The organism is Rhodothermales bacterium, assembly GCA_041391505.1.
In the GTDB taxonomy this organism is placed as follows: Bacteria; Bacteroidota; Rhodothermia; order Rhodothermales; family JAHQVL01; genus JAWKNW01.
Genome location: JAWKNW010000018.1, coordinates 92,655 through 111,206 on the forward strand (window position 1 = coordinate 92,655; position 18,552 = coordinate 111,206).

Below are 18,552 nucleotides of genomic sequence, written 5' to 3' on the forward strand. Positions count from 1 at the left end.
CATCCCCTCATTCCCTGCCTTCCGATGACGCGTAATCAGGATGTCGACGCAAACGATGCGGAGCGACTTCGACGTGCAGCTGGCGGCGCGGTTCGCGGCGTACGATGGTGCTGCGAGGCGAGCCAGACAGGATGGGCGTGGGTGAGGCGCGTTGGTGACGGCGTTTCTTCTGCGGTCAACGACGCGTGTTCGGGCGGGTTCCAGCCGGATGAGATTTCGGCCGAACCTCGAGCGGTCTCCTACTGCAGGGCGTGATTGGCGGCCTGCTGGTAGAAATCCATCGCCTCGGCGTACTGATCGAACGCGCGGCAGGCTTCGGCGGCCATGAAGTAAACCTGGGAAGGGTCGGCGTTGTAGCGCGCCGGCGGCTTGCCGTTGTACAGGCCCTGAAGCAGCTCGGCGGCGTAGACGAACGATTCGGCGGCGGTCCGCTGCTCGCCCTGCTCCCAGAGGGCGCGGCCGGCGAGATGATGGATCAGCGGTTCGTGCTCCGCGATCTTGAGCGCCGCCTCGGCATGGTCGAGCGCATCGGCGTAGCGCTCCTGCAGGATGGAGATCTGGATGGCTTCGACGCGATAGGCCAGTTCCTCCTCGCGCGAGAGTTCGTCGTAGTCGAAAGGACCAAACAGCTGCGCCGTGTCGGCGCCATGGACCCGATCGGTCAGCCGGCGAAGGTCGGACGTGCGCGTCGATGGGGTGTTGAGAATGTGCTGCATGGGTGTGTCCTGGTTGTAACGCTGGATCATTCGATCTCCGGAATGGCTGGTCGCATCTAATCGGCGATTACGGGGACTAATTAAGAGAAAGCGGCGCCTTCAAATGTCACAATTGTGTGCAGATTGGATGGCAATGATCTGGTAAATTCCCCTCGTGCCGGCTGCGCTTCCAGATGGGGGCCTGTAGGCGGTTTTCCCGATGTCGCCACGGCGCCTTTCCATCGCGCCGGCGCGACTTTTATCCCCGGCGGGGGGTCGCCTCCTTGCCCCGATCCGTCGTATGTTTGGCGCACCTCCCACGTCGTTGGAAAACATGGCTTCACCACGTATCGCCTCCGTCGCCCGACGTGCGACGGAGGCCGTCCGCTCGCTGCCGGACCGCGCCCTTCAGGAAACGCCGCTGCCCTATACAGCGCTGCATGCCCACGACCAGGCCCAGCTGATCCGGGAGATGCATCGGTATCGCCGCGCCAATCCGGTGGTGGCCCGGGTGTTGTGGTCGGTAGGGGGCCTCTTCGGCGCGCACCGGTATTATCTGGAGCAGTTCGGGTTCGGCGCCCTCATGACGCTATCCGCCGGGGGCGTGCTCGTCTGGTGGATCGTGGACGGCTTCAAGCTTCGCGCCCTGGTCGATGCCTATAACACCGAGCAGGCTGCCCGCGAACGCGAAGACCGCCCGCCCATCGGGATGGATTTTGTGCCCCGCGTGGGGCCCGAGGTGCTGCTGGACATGCCGCCGTGGTACACGGCGCGCACGGAGGCGCGGCGGCGCCCCGAGAGCCGGCTCCGCCGATGGGGATCCATCGGGCTGGACGTCGTCGCCCTGATGCTCTTCGGCTACATGCTCGGGGGCGCGACGGCCGAGGTGGGGCAGCGCATGCCGGCCGTGGCGGCGATCGCCATGATCTTCACCATCCATTTCGCCCACCGGCTCATCCCGTACCGCGAGTGGCCTATCGCACGCGGGCTGCTGCACTGGGATTACAAGCTCCGGCTCTTCTATCACTTCAATGCCCCGGGGCGCCGGCTCGTGCTCTACTTCCGGCCGATCCTCGCCCTGTTTTATGCCCCGTTCCGCCCAAAAGAGCGCGCCGAGGCGCGTCTGTATCTCGAAATCGGCGGGGTGTTTGTCATGGCGTCGGCCCTCATCGGACTCTTCCGGGGCGAGGTCTTTCATCAGATCGTGAACCTCGATATCGGGTCCTTCCTCGAAAACTGGCTGAAAAGCGTCGTCATCGGGTTTGTCCTCATCTGCGGCTTTACCGCGCCGATCGGCGCCATCCTCATGAAACACACCCTCCTGCGCCGGCCGAACGTCGTGCGGTGGCTCATGTCCGCCGCCGTCCTCGTATTTCTGGCGCAGGGCTTTCTGAAGGGGTGGTGAGCCCCCCGGCCATCCATTTTCCAGACAGCATCACAAATCGATGACGTTCGAATCGTTTCGTACCTACTGCCTCGCCAAAAAAGGCGTCACCGAAGAGACCCCTTTCGGTCCGGATGCGCTTGTTTATAAAGTGGCCGGCAAGATGTTCGCGCTCACCGGGTTCGATGCGCGACCCATCCGCGTCAACCTGAAGTGCGACCCGGAGCGGGCGATCGAGCTGCGCGAACGTTACGAATCCGTCCTGCCGGGTTACCACATGAACAAGACGCACTGGAATACGGTTGTATGCGACGGCGGCATCCCGGACGACGAAGTGCGGGAATTGATCGATCATTCCTACGAACTCGTCGTGGCGAGCCTGAAGAAGGCGGACCGCGACGCGTTGCGGGATTGACGATCGCCGGGTCTGGCCCGCCTTCCCCACGCGACCTACCTCATCTCCATGCTCGACCCTGCCTCGATCCTGTATGTCGATAACCATGTGCTGGTGGTCGAGAAACCCGCCGGCGTGCTGTCGCAGGGCGATGCCACCGGTGATCTCGATCTGCTGACCATGGCGAAAGCCTATGTCAAGGTACGCTTCGAGAAACCCGGCGAGGTTTTTCTCGGGCTCGTGCACCGGCTGGATCGCCCCGTATCCGGGGTGATGGTGTTCGCCCGCACGTCCAAGGCCGCCTCGCGCCTGGCCGCGCAGTTCAAGACGCGCGCCATTGGGAAGCGGTATGTGGCGCTCGTGGAGGGGCGCTGCGCCGGCGAGGGGACGCAGGTCGATTACCTCTGGAAAGATCACCTCCGGGTGCGCTCCGTGGGGCCGAACCATCCGAAAGGCATGCAGTCGGAGCTGAGCTGGAAAGCCGTGCGGCAACGGGACGGCATGACGGTGCTGGACGTGCAGCCGAAAAGCGGGCGCCCACATCAGATCCGGGTGCAGCTTGCGGAGATGGGCCACCCGATCGTGGGAGACTTCAAATACGGCGCCCGGCAGCCGTTCGACGGCCGCAATCTGGCCCTGCACAGCTACCAGCTGGCGTTCGATCACCCCACCCGCGAGGAACGCTGCGTCTTCGCGGCGCCGCCGCCCGCGACGTGGCCGGCCTGGGCGCGCGAGCGCATCGTCGACGACCTGCTGGCCTGAAGCACGTCACGCGGCATGCCCTCAGCCCGGCCGCGTCGACCGGACGAGCGCCACGTCGTTCGCCGTCTCGTGCGACGAAGGGAGTACGCACACGAAATGGTCGCGAAGCGGATCGACGACGATGGGGAGGTACTGGTAGCTCTCGAACGTGCCGGCGGTCCGCTGAAACCGCGTGGCGATGGCTCTTCGCAGGGTGGCGTAGGCGGCCGTGCCCATCAGAATATACCGGGGCTCGGAGCCCGCTTCCTGCAGCTGGCGGATTCCGTCATGAATGAAGTCCAGGATCTCCGTCTCGCTCGGCGCATATTCAAGAACAGTCATGGTCGTGGGAGGTCTGGGACGGTTCAAAACATAAGGCTTTATTTATGAGAAATTAGCCTTATTGAGCCGGCGTGTTAAGTAGATTGGTGCGTGATCAGCATGCTGTGAGAGCGCATCGGATGCGGGATATACAGGATGCGGGATGCAAGATGCGGGATACAGGATGCGGGATACAGGATACAAGATGCGGGATACAGGATACAAGATGCGGGATCACCGATTACCAGCAGCTTTTTCGGTAAACATCCTGCATCCTGCATCCTGCATCTTGTATCCCTTATCCCTTATCCCCCCGGCCCTGCGTCGCCTTGCAAACGTCCTTAACATCGCTAGATTAGAGAAAACTTCAATGTCGATCCGGAACTGACATTGTTTGAATTCGACTAAAAGATACGTAGCGAAACACCACCCCGGAAATCGAATCGTTCCCGATGACTCCGCGTCAGTTTCTCACTTATTACCAGTACGATGACCGGCTGATAAGCGGAGCATTCTACGCGTCCGATCCGTTGGCGCTGGAGCATGGGGATAAGGTGGGTGTGGTGCTGTTCAATCTCGGGGGTCCCTACAAACGGGCGGATGTCGCGCCGTTTTTGTACAACCTCTTCATGGACCCCGCCATTATCGATATCCCGCTCAAGGGGTCGTGGCGTCACTGGCTGGCCACGTTTATCGCCAAAACGCGCGGGCGCAAGCTGAGGCAGGATTACGAGGCCATCGGTGGCGGGTCGCCGATCAACCGGCTCACCCAGGAGCAGGCGACGGAACTGGAATCGCATCTCAACGAGGTATATGGCCGTAGCGCCGGCGTGTCGTTCCGTACCTACGTCGCGATGCGGTACTGGCATCCGACCAGCGAGGAGGCGGTACGCCGGATGCAGCAGGACGGCATCACGAAGGTGCTCCTCCTGCCGATGTACCCGCAATACTCCAAGACGTCCGCCGGCTCGTCGTTCCTTTACTGGTGGACGCTCGAGCAGGCCAACGAAATCCCGTACTGGCCCACGTCGTACGTATACGAATACGCGGCCAACCCCAAATACATCCAGGCCATCAGCGAACGCATCGACGAAGGCTTGCAGCGCTTCCCGCGCGAGATTCGCGGCGACGTCGAACTCGTTTTCAGCGCGCACGGCACACCCATCCGGGAAATGCGCGACCGGCACGATCCCTACTGCTGCCATATCCACCGTTCGGTGGAGCAGGTGATGGCGCTGCGCGGGTACGACCGGCCGCACCATGTCGGCTTCCAGAGCAAGGTCGGTCCGGCGGAATGGCTGTCCCCGAGCCTCCCCGGCAAGCTGAAGGAACTCGCCCAGGCCGGCCGCAAGGCGGTGCTCGTCAATCCGATGGGGTTCGTGTGCGACCATGTAGGGACCCAGTTCGAACTGGACATGGAAGTGCGGGAGCAGGCCGAGGGGTATGGCATCACCCATTACGAGGTCACGCGCGGCCTCAACAACCACCCGCTTTTCATCGAGGCGCTGGGCGAGGTCGTGGTCTCGCAGATCCGCATGCCGGCCGGCGAGGGCGCGATGGGTTCCGGCGACGGCGCGCCGGCCACCCGGGAGGGGTATCCGCTGCGTCCGCTCAATGAACTGCCTCGTTTCGACGCCTCGGAAGCGTGCCGGCGCTGCCAGCAGTGCGATGCGAGCGTCGAGGCCAAAAAATGGACGGCGCCGGTGCCCCGTCCCGTGCTTCCCGTCGTCGATCCGAGCAAGACGCAGGATTGAATCCCGACGCACGGGTGAGGCGTTCTTTTTCGCCTGTTTGTCCGTATGCTCCCCCGTCGCGTCATCCCATCCGCCTCTCCTGTACCCCTGTTATGTCGAATCCGATCGTGAGACCCCGCAGCGAGGCCGCGTTCGCTGAAGCCCAGCGTGTCATCCCCGGCGGGGTCAACTCGCCCGTTCGCGCCTTCAAGAGCGTCGGCGGCACGCCCATCTTTTTCGACCGCGCCGAGGGCGCCTACCTGCACGATATCGACGGCAACAGCTACCTCGATTATGTGGCGTCGTGGGGCCCCATGCTGTTCGGCCACGCCGATCCGCGGGTCGTGGCGGCGGTGGCGGAGGCGGCAGGGCGGTCCACCTCCTTCGGCGCGCCGACGCGGATCGAGATCGAACTCGCCGCGCTCGTGCGCGACCTCGTGCCTTCGATCGAGAAGGTGCGTTTTGTGAACTCGGGCACCGAGGCCACAATGAGCGCCGTCCGTCTCGCGCGGGGCTTCACGGGCCGGCAGAAGATCGTCAAGTTCGAGGGGCACTACCACGGCCACGCGGATTTTTTCCTGATCGCCGCCGGCAGCGGCGCGATGACGTTCGGACAGCCCAACTCGCCGGGCGTGACGCCGGGTACGGCGCAGGACACCCTCCTGGCCCGGTTTAACGACCTCCCGCAGGTGCAGCGCATCGTCGAGGCCAACGCCGGCGAGATCGCGTGCATCATCCTGGAGCCGATCGCGGGCAACATGGGGTGCGTCCCGCCGGCGCCGGGTTTTCTTGAGGGGCTGCGCACCCTGTGCGACGCGCACGGCATCGTGCTCCTGTTCGACGAGGTGATGACCGGCTTCCGCGTCGCGCCCGGCGGCGCCCAGGAACGGTATGGCGTCCTGCCGGACCTGACCACCCTCGGGAAGATCGTCGGAGGCGGGCTCCCCGTAGGCGCCTATGGCGGCCGGAAGGAGTTGATGGATTTCGTCTCGCCGGCCGGCCCGGTATATCAGGCCGGCACGCTCTCCGGCAACCCGCTCGCCATGCATGCCGGCTACGCCACACTGCGCCAGATCGCGGACGACCCGGCCGTGTACGACCGGCTCGAACGATACGGCGCCGCCCTCGCCGAGGGGACGCAGCAGAACCTGCGAGCGGCCGGCATCCCCTTCTACCAGACCCGCGTGGGGTCGATGGGGTGTCTGTTCTTCACCGATCGGCAGGTCGTCGACTACGACACCGCCCGTACCTGCGACACGGCCCGCTACGGCCGCTATTTCCACGCGATGCTCGATCAGGGCATCTACCTGGCCCCGTCCCAGTTCGAGGCGTTTTTCTTCTCGACGCACCACGGGGACAAGGAGTTGAACGCGACCCTCAGGGCGCAGCGCGCGGCGCTGGAGCAGGCGGGGTGAGCTCGCCGGGGAGCTTGATCTTTCGTCGCCCTGGATCACGCATCGACCTGAAACGACAACCTCCTCCCACTCCGCACCGCGTCATCCCCGACCCCGATCGGGGTCGCGTCATCCCCGACCTCGATCGGGGATGAGGCCCGCCGCTTGACCTGTCGTCGCCCTGGATCACGCATCGACCTGAAACGACAACCTCCTCCCATTCCGCAGTCATCCCCGACCCCGATCGGGGATCCATGGAAGGCTTGGGAATACCTCATATGCGGTTCCTGGCGCGATGTTAAGCAACCGATATACCTCGTATGGATCCCCGATCAGGTCGGGGATGACTGCGGAATGGGGGGGATGACGGACTCGAGGGGGATGACGGACTCGAGGGGGGATGACGGACTCGAGGGGGATGACGGACTCGAGGGGATGACGGACTCGAGGGGGTGACGGACTCGAGGGGATGACGGACTCGAGGGGGTGACGGACTCGAGGGGGATGACGGACTTGAGGGGGGTGACGGACTCGAGGGGGGTGACGGACTCGAGGGGGGTGACGGACTCGAGGGGGATGACGGACTCGAGGGGGGTGACGGACTCGAGGAGTTTAACGTACTGCAGCGTGACCTGACCCTTCAGCGGCTGACAGGTATCGCGCCGCTACTCTGCCGCGAAATAGGCTTGCAATTCCTTGAGGGTCTCTTCGGAGGTGTCGATCTCGCGGACGAACTCGCCGTCCTCGAGCACGGCGATGCGTTTGCAGACTTCGGTCACGTGCGCGAGGTCGTGGCTTGAGATGATCATCGTGAGGCCTTGCTGCATATTCAGGTCGCGCAGCATGTTTTTGAGCACGATCTGGGAGCGGGGATCGAGGTTGGCGAACGGCTCGTCGAGGATGACGATCTCGGGGTGGAAGAACAGCGCCGCGACGATGCCGACCTTCTTGGCGTTTCCGGTCGACAGGTCGCGGATGAGGACGCCGTGGGGCTCCAGCGCGTCCGCCGGCAGGAACGGGGCGAAGGGCTCGAGGCGCTCCATGGTCTCGGCCTTGGTCAGGCCGTAGACGGTGCCGATGAAGGAGAAGAACTCGAGCGGAGAGAGGTAGTCGAGCAGAAACGAGCTGTCCAGGTAGGAGCCGACGTTGCGTTTCCAGTCCTCCGACTCGGCGACAGTCATCCCGTCGATTTCCACATGCCCCTCGTCGGCGGGGAGGAGGTCCAGCACGAGGCGCAAAAAGGTCGTCTTGCCGGCGCCATTGTTGCCGACCAGACCAAAGGACTGGCCCGCGGCGATCGACAGCGCCGGCACGTCGAGCGCAAACTGCTCGGAGTACCTTTTTTTGAGCCGGTGGACGTTAATCTTCATGTTTCCTGAAGCCCATGGCCATCACGTACTTTCGCCGAAGCAGCTGCCGCGTGAAGTGTTCGCTCCATTGGCGGGAAAAAACGAGGCTGGCCACGCCCATGCCGCCGATAAACAACAGCGCCGTCCAGCGGATGCTTTGCAGCACGAACAGGATAATGGCCGGCGGGAGGACGGTCGGGATGATCCAGAGCCAGTGGGACAGAGAGAACCCTTCATAATTAAAAAAGCTTCCGCTCTTCGCGATATCCACCCGATGCTGGTTCCGTACGGCCAGCGCCAGCACCAGCACGCTCGTGACGCCGGCGTTGTAGAACAGGAACGTCACGTGCAGCAGCAGCAAATCCGGGTTGAGCCAGATAAACAGCGGCAGACTTATGAGGAAGAACAACAAACAGGACCCCTGGAGGATCATCAGCTTGGCCAGTACGATTTCCTCCGGCCGAATCGCCCGGGTGAGGAAGCCATCGAAATAGATGCTTTCCCAGGCGAACATGAGCTGTCCGTAATTCAACGCGAAGGTCCCCGAGGCGAACAGCCCGATGACGGCGTTGATCGCCTCGCTCTGAAACGCTTCCGTATCCGCCAGCATCAGCGAGATATAGGCCACGGCGAACACGACGCTCAAGAGGAAATAGTGTTTGGGCCGTTTGTTGCGCCAGATCATCCGCAACTCGAGCATGATCAGGTTGAGCACCTGGCCGCGTTTCGGGCCGAAGAAGATGGCGCGGCGTATCACGCGATGGCTCTGGGCGTCATCGGCCGCCGAGCGCAGGTTCTGCCGGATGACCGCGCTCGAGTACAGAAACATGCTGAGGGTGAACGCGGCGATCAGAAAGAGAAACCACAGATTGCCCGCCGCGAGCTGCCCGAACAGCGCGATGGATATCAGGTTAATGAAGCGGGTCTGGATCATCTGATCGATGACCAGCGCCGACGCCATGATGGACACCGCGATCAGGAAATGGAGCGAATTGCGGCTCAGGATCGTCCGGAGCAGGTTGATCGTGAAGTGGGACAGCAGCAGGAGCAACGTGAAGCCCGTCAGCCAGGTCAGCGACCCCCGTACCCCGTAGCCGCCCATCACCAGATAACGGGTCCAGAACGGGATGATGAAGAGATACGGGATGAGGTTGTGGAAGCTGACGAGGGAAAAGAGCTGGAAGAAGCGAACGAGCTGTTTGCGGGGGATCGGGAGATGGAGATACGGGCGGATCTTGACCCGAGGGCCCTGCTGCAGGAAAAACCGCATGGAAAACAGCGCCAGCATCACCTCGATCAGATGCTGGTTCAGGAAGCTCACGGTATCCACCCCCGCCGGCGTGCCACGAAAAATCTCCTTGAACAGCAGGCCGATCATGCCGAGCGTCACCGTCACGTATAACATCACCACCACGCCGGCCAGCAGGGTCAGCCAGCGATTTCGCTTGCTCAGCGAACGGGTCAGGCTTTTCCAGTGGTGGACGAGCAGTTGACGGTACACCACCGTGGCAGGTGGAGCGGGACGGGACATGCGTGGATGGGATTACTTGCAGGCGAGACGTACTTTACCGAACCCGCTTGATCAGGACGGGTTGCAGCGCAATGTAACAAGCAGTCATGACAGATACAGGTACCCGGCGGAATGAGGCCGCGAAGGCCCCGATCGCGCGCGGCCGGTATGCGCCCTCGCCGACGGGACGCATCCATCTCGGCAACGCGCGGACGGCGCTCGCCGCGTGGCTCTCCGTTCGGCGGCAGCAGGGCGTCTTCGTGTGGCGGCTGGAGGATCTGGACGCCGCGCGGACGGTGCCCGGCCTGGCCGAGGCGGCCGTCGAGGACCTGCAGTGGCTGGGCATCGATTGGGACGAGGGCCCCGGCGCCGGCGGCGCGTTCGGCCCCTACGTCCAGTCCACCCGAACGGACCGGTACGACGCGGCGCTGCGCCGGCTCCACCAGGCCGGTCGCCTCTTTCCGTGCGCCCGCTCCCGGAAGGACCTGGAGGCGCTCAGCTCCGCGCCCCACGGCGCCGAGACCGCTCCGTACCCGGCCGCACTGCGCCCGGCGGACGTCCCGCCCGGATGGTTCGAGGCGCTCATGGCCGCTCCGGCCCCGGAAGCCAGCATCCGTTTTCGGGTGGAGGATGGGGAAGTCGAGTTGGAGGATCGCGTGTACGGGACGTTGCGCGAACGGGTCTCGGAGGCGGTAGGCGATTTTGTGCTCCGCCGGCGCGATGGCTATTACGCCTATCAGCTCGCCGTCGTCGTCGACGACCTGCAGATGGGCATCACGGAGGTCGTTCGCGGGGCCGACCTGCTCTGGTCGACGCCCCGCCAGATCCAGCTCATCGAGGCGCTGGGGGGCGTCCGGCCGGCCTACGGCCATGTGCCGCTGGTGCTCAATGCGGAAGGACAGAAGCTCTCCAAACGCGACGCCGGCCTGGCGCTTGGCGCCCTGCACGACGCCGGCATCCGGCCCGAGCAGGTGGTGGGCTACCTTGCGCATTCGCTCGGCCTGTTGCCGGCGCCGAGACCGATCGCCCCGCCGGAGCTGATCCCCCTGTTCGATTGGGGCCGCATCGGCCGCGAAGACTGGGTGCTGCCGGCCGACCCGGCGAAGGCGATCGCCGGCGTGTGAAAGGTCACCTCCGACGCGCCGAGCCGATCAGACGGGTTACGGCCTGCGGCACGACACGATGCACGGTATCCCGTATGCGCTGTTGCAAGGTGTCATGGGGGATGGGCCCTATTTGGCAAACCCGAAATCAATCTCTCCCGTGTTCGGATTGGCGCCCTCGATGCGGACGCGGACGGCGAGGCCGGGCTGGAAGGTCTTGCCGGTGTGCGACCCGATGAGCGCGAAGCGCTGCTCGTCGTATTCGTAGTAGTCGTCGTCCATTTCGCGGACATGGACGAGGCCTTCCAGCAACAGGGTCGGGATTTCGACGAAGATGCCGAACCGGGTGGCGTTGGTGACCACGCCCTGGAAGGTGTCGCCGAGGTGCTTGAGGGCGAAAATGGCCTGTTTCTGCTTGATCGAGTCGCGCTCGGCCTCCTCGGCCCGGCGTTCGCGTTCGGAGCAGTGCTCGCAGCGCGACTCCAGATCCTCGTTCTGCGGCCCGCCGGCCGGCATGTTCTTCAGCAGCCGGTGCGCCATCAGATCGGGGTACCGCCGGATCGGACTCGTGAAGTGGCTGTAGTGGCTGAACCCGAGCCCGTAGTGCCCGACGTTTTTGGTGCTGTACGCCGCCTTCGCCATCGAGCGGAGCGCGGCGTATTTGATGACCGGCTCCGCCGGCTTGCCGCGAACGGCCTCCATCAGCGCGTTGAGGTCCTGCGGGCGGACGCGCCCGTCCTGCACCGGGAGTTTAAAACCGAACGCCCGGATGTAGGTCGCGAGCTGCAGGAGCCGCTCGGCGTCGGGCCAGTCGTGCACGCGGTAGACGCCCTTGCCGCCCTCGGCCTTGTGCCGGCCCTTCGCCAGCTCCTGCGCCGCGAGCTTGTTGGCCAGCAGCATCAGCTCCTCGATGAGGAAATGGCTCGCCATCCGGTCCTTGCGTTCGATGGCCAGCGGGTTGCCGGCCTCGTCGAGCACGACGCGCGTCTCGGGCAGGTCAAAGTCGATCGAACCGTGTTCGTGCCGGTGCTTGCGGAGGCGTTCCGTCAGCACCGCGGCGCGGCGCACGTCCGGGGCGAAGGGTTCGTCGAGCAGGCCGCCATCGATGACGGCCTGGGCTTCCTCGTACGTGAACCGCCGGCCCGAGTGGATGACGGTTTCCCTGAACGCATAGTCCGTGACCGTGCCGCTCTCGTCCAGCGTCATCAGGCACGAGAAGGCCAGGCGGTCCTCGTTCGGCCGCAGCGAGCAGAGGTCGCCGGAGAGCCGCTCGGGCAGCATGGGGATGGCGCGGTCGGCGAGGTAGACGCTCGTGGCGCGGAGGTAAGCCTCGCGGTCGAGCGGGCCACCCGGGGCGACGTAGTAGCTGACGTCGGCGATGTGGACGCCGATGTCGAGGCCGCCGTCATCCCGTGGCTCGATATGGATGGCGTCGTCGAAGTCGCGCGCCGTTTCGGGATCGATCGTGAAGATGCGGCGGGGGCGGAGGTCGGTCCGCCGGCGGATCTCCGCTTCGGGGATTTCGGCCGGGATGCCCTCGGCCTCCTCCAGCACGTCGGCGGGGAAGCGGGAGGTCAGCCCGTGCCGGCGCATCAGCGCGCGGGTGAGCGAGTCCGGGTCGTCCGCCGGGCCGAAGACCTCGATGAGCCGGCCGTTGAACTGGTGACGGAAGGCGTCGAAGTCCTCGAGCCGGACGAGCGCCTTCTTGAAATGCAGCGGCTGGTCGGCGTCGGCGGCGACGTTGACCTTGTGGGGAAAGGTGGGATCGTCGGCCTCGAGGAAGAGCTGTTTTCCTTTCTGGAAGAGCGTGCCGATCACGTCCTGCTGCGCGCGTTCGACGATCTCGATGACCTGCGCCTTCCGCCGGCCCGCGCTCGTGCGCGCGTTGCCGTACCGGATCTTGACCCGGTCGCCGTTCATCGCCGAGCCGGCGTCGGCGGGGCGGACGGCGAAGCCCTCCTCGATGCCCTCCACCTCCACATAACCATACCCTTCACGGTTGAGGCGGACGACGCCTTCGGCCACCTGCCGCCGGCTGCCGCCATACTGCACCCGCGCGCCGACGGTCTTGATCTCATCCTGCCGGCGCAACTCGTCGAGCGCCGTCATGAACTCGCGGTAGCTGTCGTAAGCCGTATAGCCGAGGAGTTTCGCGGCTTCCTTGGGGTGGTACGAGCGGTCTCCGTTGTTGCGGAGGAGCTTGAGGATGTTGGCCTTCATGGCCTTGGGGTTCGGGCCGCGCCGGCTCGGAATCTTGCGTCTGGAATTCGCCACGTCGGAAAAAAGGTAGGTAAAGAATGCGATGCTGGTACCAGCGCGGGCGGGCAAGGTTGCGCCGAGAGGGTACGTCACGGCGGCTGGATGCGTCTATCTGGATAAAGACGCCCCCGTATGTCAACCGAACCCCTTCTTCCCCGGCGCGGCGGGTACCGCCACCTCAAGAGCTTCCAGGTGGCGCGGGTGTGCTACGACGTCACCGTCCGTTTCTGCGACCGCTACATCAGTCGCTTCAGCCGCACGCACGACCAGATGGTCCAGGCGGCGCGAAGCGGCGTGCAGAACATCGCCGAAGGCAGTATGGCCAGCGCCACCTCGAAAAAAACCGAGATGAAGCTGACCAACGTGGCCCGCGCCAGCCTCGCGGAGTTACGCCTCGACTACGAGGATTACCTGCGCCAGCGCCGGTTGTCGATCTGGCCGAGCGACGACCCGCGACGGGATGAGTTGGTAGCGAGGCGGTGCCAGAGTGCGGACGAGGTGGCCGCCTGGGTGGCTGAGGTGTGCCGGCGGGGGGGGGCAGGTAGCGGGGGTGGACAGGTCGGACGCGGCGGACTGACTCGCGCAAAGGAAACTGAAAGGGGCAACCACGCTAGAAAACGACGGAAGCGCAACAACCCGTCCCTCGAGTCCCCCCTGTCCACCCGGGGCCCTACCCCCGACGAGGCCGCCGCCAACGCGGCCATTGTGCTCATCAACGTGGCAACCGGCCTCCTGCGCCGTCAGCTGGATGCGTTAGCGGCCACCTTCACCGAAGAGGGCGGTTTCACGGAGCGCCTGTACCGGGCGCGAAAGCAACGCAACCGCCGGCGATAATCACCGCTGCGCCACCTCGTCGTCCGTCGGGTCCGGACGCTTCTTGCCGAAGATGCGCGACCACAGCCGGCGCCACGAGGCGAACTGGGTCTGGTACGACAGGCCGGCGCCGCGCGTGCTCGTCAGCGCGTTTTCGGCCAGCACGTCGCCCTCGCGGCGGAGGAAGACCTCGACCGACACACTCGGGTTCAGCCGAACCTCCACGGTGAACTCGCCCTCCAGGCCGCTCTGGTTCTGCGTCTGCTCGTTCTGGTAGACGCCCTGGCCGCGGATCACGAGGCGCTCGTCGAGCAGGTAGAGCGCCACGCCGGCCGTGACGCCCGGGTCCTGGATGCTCTCGCCCTGGAGACCGAGGTTGAAGTCGACGTTCGGCAGCGCCTCGTTCAGGAAGCGGTTGAGCTGGCTCGCCACGAGCTGCGACACGCTGCTGAAGGCAAGCTGTTCGCCCGAGTTGGTCAGCGAGCCGGCCCCGGTGAGGTTTTCGGTCGTCAGCAGGAACGAGTTGGTGAGCAGTACGCTCGTCGCGAAGTCGGTCGACCGCTCGGGCTGGTTGAGGATGGCCTCGATGCCGGCGTAGTTCCCCGTGTAGTTGCGGTCGCTCTGGTCGGTCTCGAGGCTCAGCGCCACCTCGGGCGTCGACACGCGGCCCGTGATGTCGAGCTTGACGACGAGGGGGATGAACGTCGTTCCGCTGAGCGCCTCGCCCGGCAGGCCGGCCGGCGACGCGCGCGTCTTGTACGAAGCCGGGATGTGGATCGCCGCGTCGATCGGGTCGCCGTCCCACGTCAGCGTCCCGCCGCTGTCGATGAGGAAGCGGCGGGCGAAGACCTCGCCGGCGGTGAAGAGGTAGTCGCCCGAGGCGATGTTCAGCGTCCCGAATGTCGCGATCTCGCCCTCGCGGCGCTGGAGCTGGATGCGCCCGCTGCCGACGGCGTTGACGACGTCGCCGAGGAGGGGGTCGAAGACGAGATGGATGGTCGACCCGGCCGGCGCGAAGATGTTGAGGTCCATCGACAACCCGTCGATGAAGCGCCGCTCGCCTTCGGGGCGTTTCGACAGGAGGTTGGAGCGGTACGCCAGCCGGCGGAAGTCGGGCACCTCGCCCGTCGAATCGGCATAGATCAGGAAGCCGACATCCGAAAACTCTTCTTCCTCGGTGACGGGGATGTACAGCTCGCTGTTGGCCCGGGTGACGGCGTCGGTGGAGCGGAGCAGCGCGTTGTACGCCGGCCCGGTCAACGTCAGCGAGCCGGAGGCCCAGATCTGGCCATAGAACGGCAGGTCGTCGGCGGTGCTCCGGTTCATGATGAGCAGCTCGTCGAGCGCCCCGCGCAGGTCGAACGAGAAATACCGGTATTCGTTGAACAGGAACGAGCCCTCGATCTGCGCGGTGCCGCCCATCTGGTCGCGCAGCGTCGCGTTCGCCAGGTGGATGCCCCGCCGATCCACCCGTACGGGCGATTTGACGTCCCGCAGCGAGAGGTCGAACCGGGGCATGTCGAGCGCGCCGTCGGCGAGCTGGAGATCGGCGTCGAAGAGGGGGTAGGAGAAGTCGCCGGAGATCTTGCCGCTGCCGGCGACGAAGCCGTTCACGTTGCGCAGCAGCTCGGGGAAGATGAACTCGAAGAAGAAGACGTCGGCGCGTTCGAGGTTCACGTCGAGGTTGAGGGCGCCGGGATCCAGGAAGCCGGTGCGCTGGCGGTTGTAGACGGGGAGCCGGAAGGTGCCGGCGATCTGGAGGGCGTTTTCCTCGTAGATGGACCGCACGGCGGCGTCGGGGAGCAGCGCGCTCTGGTCGGCATCGGGCACCGGGGCGAGGTCGACGGTGAGGCCGACGTCGGGGAGCCCGGGAAGGTAGCGGCTCGCCACGTTCAGGTTGCCCAGGACGCGGTTGTCGAGCGAGAAATGGTCGATGTCCACCGAACCGGTGAGCTCGGGCTGCCGGTCGTGCGAGGTGAAGGCCAGCCGGCCGCTCACCAGCCCGCCCATCGGCAGGTTCATGTTGGCGAACTCCGAAAACGGCCGGATGCCGATCTCCTCGATGTGGATGAACGTGGTGTCGACGCTGCGGTCGGAAAACACCCCGTCGATCCGGATGCGCTGGGTCTCGGCGTCGTCGGCGCCGGGGCTTTCGAGGACGAAGTCGGGCAGGACGATGGCGTCGCTGTAAAAATCGATCGGGCCCGACGCGATGGTTTTCCAGGCGGACGAGCCGATGGACAGCGCCAGATCCTGCAGGATGAGGCGGTTGCGGTCTGGCAACAGGTCCAGCCGCGCGGAGAGGCGCTGCGAGCCGGAGCGCGGCCCGCTCTGCGTCAGGAAGGTGAAGCGCCCGTTGCGCCGGCCGAGCGTAAAGGCCATCGACGGATGCCGGAAGTAGTGGCCGGCGAACAGCAGCGAGTCGGCCGCGAGCGACGCCTGCATCTGCAGGTTGTCCATCAACGGTGTATCCAGGCTGCCCGTCAGCTGAAATTCGATGTGGGGCGACTTGCTCTTCGTCAACCCGGTCTCGAGCGAATCCCCGAAAAACGTGCCGGCGATGCCGAGCTGGCTCGGACCAATGTCGAGCTGCAGGTCGCCGTGGAGGTCGGTGTCGAGTTCGTTGAACGTGGGCGGGAACGCGCCGATGAGCAGGTCGGACCGGTGCAGGTCGAGCCGGACGTCGACGTGCAGGATCGAATCCGTCCCGGCCTCGGCGATCCGCTGGTAGGCGCGCCGCTGGAGCTGCTCGATGTACAGCTCGTCGATCGTGGTGGCGAAGGCGCGTTCGGTGAGCGTTTCTTCGGCCTCGTCGGGGTCGAGGACGATCATGCGGGGCTTGTTCCGCTCGCGTTCGACGGCGCGGGCGAGGCTTTCGCCCCACAGCCGGCCCAGCGCGGCGAGCGGCAGCGCCACCATGTTGCCCTCCGCCGTCAGCGTGAGCGCGTCGCCGTCGAGCGTCAGCCGGCGGGCGCCCGTGGGCAGGTCCTCGATCGTGACGGTGCTCTGATTCGCCAAGATGGGCCGCGGCTCGGCGTCGCCGTGGGTGACGGTCGACGAGTCGATGGCCAGCTGGAGCCGGCCGCGGATGTCGTTCCAGGCGAGGCCCTCGCCGCGCCACCGCAGCCGGGCGTTGAGGTCGGTCTGCAGCGAGTCGTTGCGCAGCAGCTCGCCCAGGTCCAGCCGGCGGAGCGTCAGCTCGCCGGCGACGGTGGGCTGGGCCGAGGCGAAGTTGACGCGGCCCTCGGCCTCCAGCCGGCCCGAACCTTCGGGGCGCGCCAGCAGGAACGCGTTCCAGACGCCGGCGTCGGCGGCGAGGTACACGTCGAGCGTGTCGACACGGCGGTCTTCCACCGAGGATGAGCGCAGCGCGAGATGCAGTTCGCCGTCGAGCTTCTCGGGCGCGATGTCGTTGCCGTACGCGTAGAGGGCGCCGTTGATATCGCTCGTCGGGGCCTCCGGCAGCGCCCGGGCGAGATTCAGCGAGTCCACCTGCAGGTCGGTGCGATAGGAGAGGCGGCGCGCCGCGTTCATCGACAGGTCCGCCGACCCGGCGACGTGGCCAGCCGCGCTGTGGGCGTCCAGCGTGAGGCTCACCGAAAACGGCCGGGCGCCGCTCGCGCCGGGGTGGAAGGTGCCGCGCGCATCCAGCCGATCGATTTCCACGACGCCCATCGTCTCGATGGGGTCGAAGCGGCCGGCGGGATAGATGGCCTTGAGGTCGCCGCCGGTGAGCCGGCCGGGGTCGACGTTGACGGCGATGCTGAGCGAGTCGGGGTAGCCGTAGAGGAAGCCGGTGCCCGAGAGGGCCGTGGCGCCGCGGCGCACGTTGAAGGCCGGCACGGACAGGTCGCGGAGGGTGCCCCGCAGCCGCGCCGAGGCCTGCAGCGTGTCCGCTACGGGGAGCCGCGGGAAGAAATGCTGCAGGTCGGCGTGCGCGATCCGGCTGTCGAACAGCTCCAGGTCGAGCGCGGCGTCGCCGGGCATGTCCGGGAACTGCGAGATATGATCGAGGCTGCCCGTCATCACGAGGGTCGTGCCCCCGAAGAGGACCCCGACCTGGTTGAGCTCCACCTTGTCGTCCATGATGACGAACTGCCCCTGCACGTTTTCGATTCGCTTGGCGATCGGCGGGAGGTCGCTCGAAAAGTAGTCGATATCGAGCAGCTTGATATCCGAGACCCACTCGACGTTCATGCGGGTCTGGATGCGGGAGATGTCGTAGCGGGTATAGTCGAACAGCCGGCCCTCCCGCACGGGCAGGGGATCGGCGCCCAGGTTGTGGGTGTGGACCGCCCCGTCCATGATCCGGATGTCGGCCGACGTAAACTCCCACGGATCGTTCCGGACGCTGGGGTCGCGCCGCTTGAACAGGTCTCCGATATTCCAGGTGCTGTCTTCCCGGAGCAGCAGGTTCAGCTCGGGCTGGATCAGCGTGATGCTGTTGAGCGAGACAGTGCGGCGGAGGAGGTCCTGCCAGCGAAGCCGCACCACGGCGGCGTCGATCGAGGCGACGAGGGCGCCGTCCCGGTCCAGCAGGTGGACGTTGTGCGCGTAGAGTGTATTGAGCAGGTTACCCTGCAGCTGGCCAATGCGGAGTTGCCCGTGGAACGTGAGGTTGAACTGCCGCTCGAACTGGAGACGCAGGCCGTCGCGCCCGACCTGGGTGCGTGTGAGGGCCAGAAAGAGGACGGCGCCGGCAATCACCGCGTAGAGCGCGCCTTTCAGCACGCTTCGGGGGATATGTAGCAGTGCGCGCATGGAGATCCGTCTGGCGATACCTGATGCGTGATCCGAAAGGCGGGCTCGCGATCGGAGCGGAGAAACAGCACGTGGCGCGTGATCGGAGGGGGCCG

General features: G+C 65.5%; 13 protein-coding genes. 7 read left to right on the plus strand and 6 right to left on the minus strand.

What is annotated here, in order from left to right; all coding sequences use genetic code 11:
- Positions 1-239: 239 nt before the first annotated feature.
- A complete protein-coding gene (locus R2834_16495; protein ID MEZ4701934.1) occupies positions 240-716 on the minus strand; it encodes a hypothetical protein in 477 nt (158 codons plus the stop codon).
- Between the two features lie 313 nt (positions 717-1,029).
- Here R2834_16495 and R2834_16500 point away from each other — a divergent pair, with 313 nt between their 5' ends.
- From R2834_16500 to R2834_16510, 3 genes are read left to right on the plus strand one after another with little or no spacing between them, the layout of a single operon-like run.
- On the plus strand, positions 1,030-2,100 hold the full coding sequence (locus tag R2834_16500) for a TM2 domain-containing protein (GenBank protein MEZ4701935.1): 1,071 nt from the start codon (positions 1,030-1,032) through the stop codon (positions 2,098-2,100).
- 40 nt (positions 2,101-2,140) lie between these two features.
- Positions 2,141-2,494: an MmcQ/YjbR family DNA-binding protein gene (locus R2834_16505; protein MEZ4701936.1), complete on the plus strand. Its 354-nt coding sequence runs from the start codon at positions 2,141-2,143 to the stop codon at positions 2,492-2,494.
- Between the two features lie 48 nt (positions 2,495-2,542).
- A complete protein-coding gene (locus tag R2834_16510) occupies positions 2,543-3,235 on the plus strand; it encodes an RNA pseudouridine synthase (GenBank protein ID MEZ4701937.1) in 693 nt (230 codons plus the stop codon).
- Between the two features lie 21 nt (positions 3,236-3,256).
- Here the strand turns inward: R2834_16510 and R2834_16515 are convergent, their stop codons facing one another.
- The gene (locus tag R2834_16515; GenBank protein ID MEZ4701938.1) at positions 3,257-3,556 is read right to left on the minus strand and encodes a family 4C encapsulin nanocompartment shell protein; all 300 of its coding nucleotides are present in this window, start codon (positions 3,554-3,556) and stop codon (positions 3,257-3,259) included.
- Between the two features lie 431 nt (positions 3,557-3,987).
- Here R2834_16515 and hemH point away from each other — a divergent pair, with 431 nt between their 5' ends.
- Positions 3,988-5,289, plus strand: coding sequence for a ferrochelatase (gene hemH / locus R2834_16520; protein MEZ4701939.1), 1,302 nt, complete (start codon positions 3,988-3,990; stop codon positions 5,287-5,289).
- A 92-nt stretch (positions 5,290-5,381) separates the two neighbouring features.
- Entirely contained in the window at positions 5,382-6,683 is a 1,302-nt protein-coding gene (gene hemL, locus R2834_16525; GenBank protein MEZ4701940.1) for a glutamate-1-semialdehyde 2,1-aminomutase, read from the plus strand.
- Between the two features lie 644 nt (positions 6,684-7,327).
- Here hemL and R2834_16530 read toward each other — a convergent pair.
- Positions 7,328-8,032, minus strand: coding sequence for an ABC transporter ATP-binding protein (locus R2834_16530; protein MEZ4701941.1), 705 nt, complete (start codon positions 8,030-8,032; stop codon positions 7,328-7,330).
- The gene (locus R2834_16535) at positions 8,022-9,542 is read right to left on the minus strand and encodes a DUF5687 family protein (protein MEZ4701942.1); all 1,521 of its coding nucleotides are present in this window, start codon (positions 9,540-9,542) and stop codon (positions 8,022-8,024) included. The genes R2834_16530 and R2834_16535 overlap by 11 nt, the downstream gene beginning before the upstream one ends.
- An 86-nt stretch (positions 9,543-9,628) precedes the next feature.
- Here R2834_16535 and gluQRS point away from each other — a divergent pair, with 86 nt between their 5' ends.
- Entirely contained in the window at positions 9,629-10,645 is a 1,017-nt protein-coding gene (gene gluQRS / locus R2834_16540) for a tRNA glutamyl-Q(34) synthetase GluQRS (GenBank protein ID MEZ4701943.1), read from the plus strand.
- A gap of 108 nt (positions 10,646-10,753) precedes the next feature.
- Here gluQRS and rnr read toward each other — a convergent pair whose 3' ends face one another.
- Positions 10,754-12,898, minus strand: a complete 2,145-nt coding sequence (gene rnr, locus R2834_16545) for a ribonuclease R (GenBank protein MEZ4701944.1) — start codon at positions 12,896-12,898, stop codon at positions 10,754-10,756.
- A gap of 117 nt (positions 12,899-13,015) precedes the next feature.
- On the opposite strand from rnr, the gene R2834_16550 reads away from it, so the two are divergent.
- The gene (locus R2834_16550; GenBank protein MEZ4701945.1) at positions 13,016-13,717 is read left to right on the plus strand and encodes a four helix bundle suffix domain-containing protein; all 702 of its coding nucleotides are present in this window, start codon (positions 13,016-13,018) and stop codon (positions 13,715-13,717) included.
- On the opposite strand, the gene R2834_16555 is transcribed toward R2834_16550, so the two are convergent.
- Positions 13,718-18,457, minus strand: a complete 4,740-nt coding sequence (locus R2834_16555; protein MEZ4701946.1) for a translocation/assembly module TamB domain-containing protein — start codon at positions 18,455-18,457, stop codon at positions 13,718-13,720. It lies immediately after the preceding gene.
- Between the last annotated feature and the right edge of the window lie 95 nt (positions 18,458-18,552).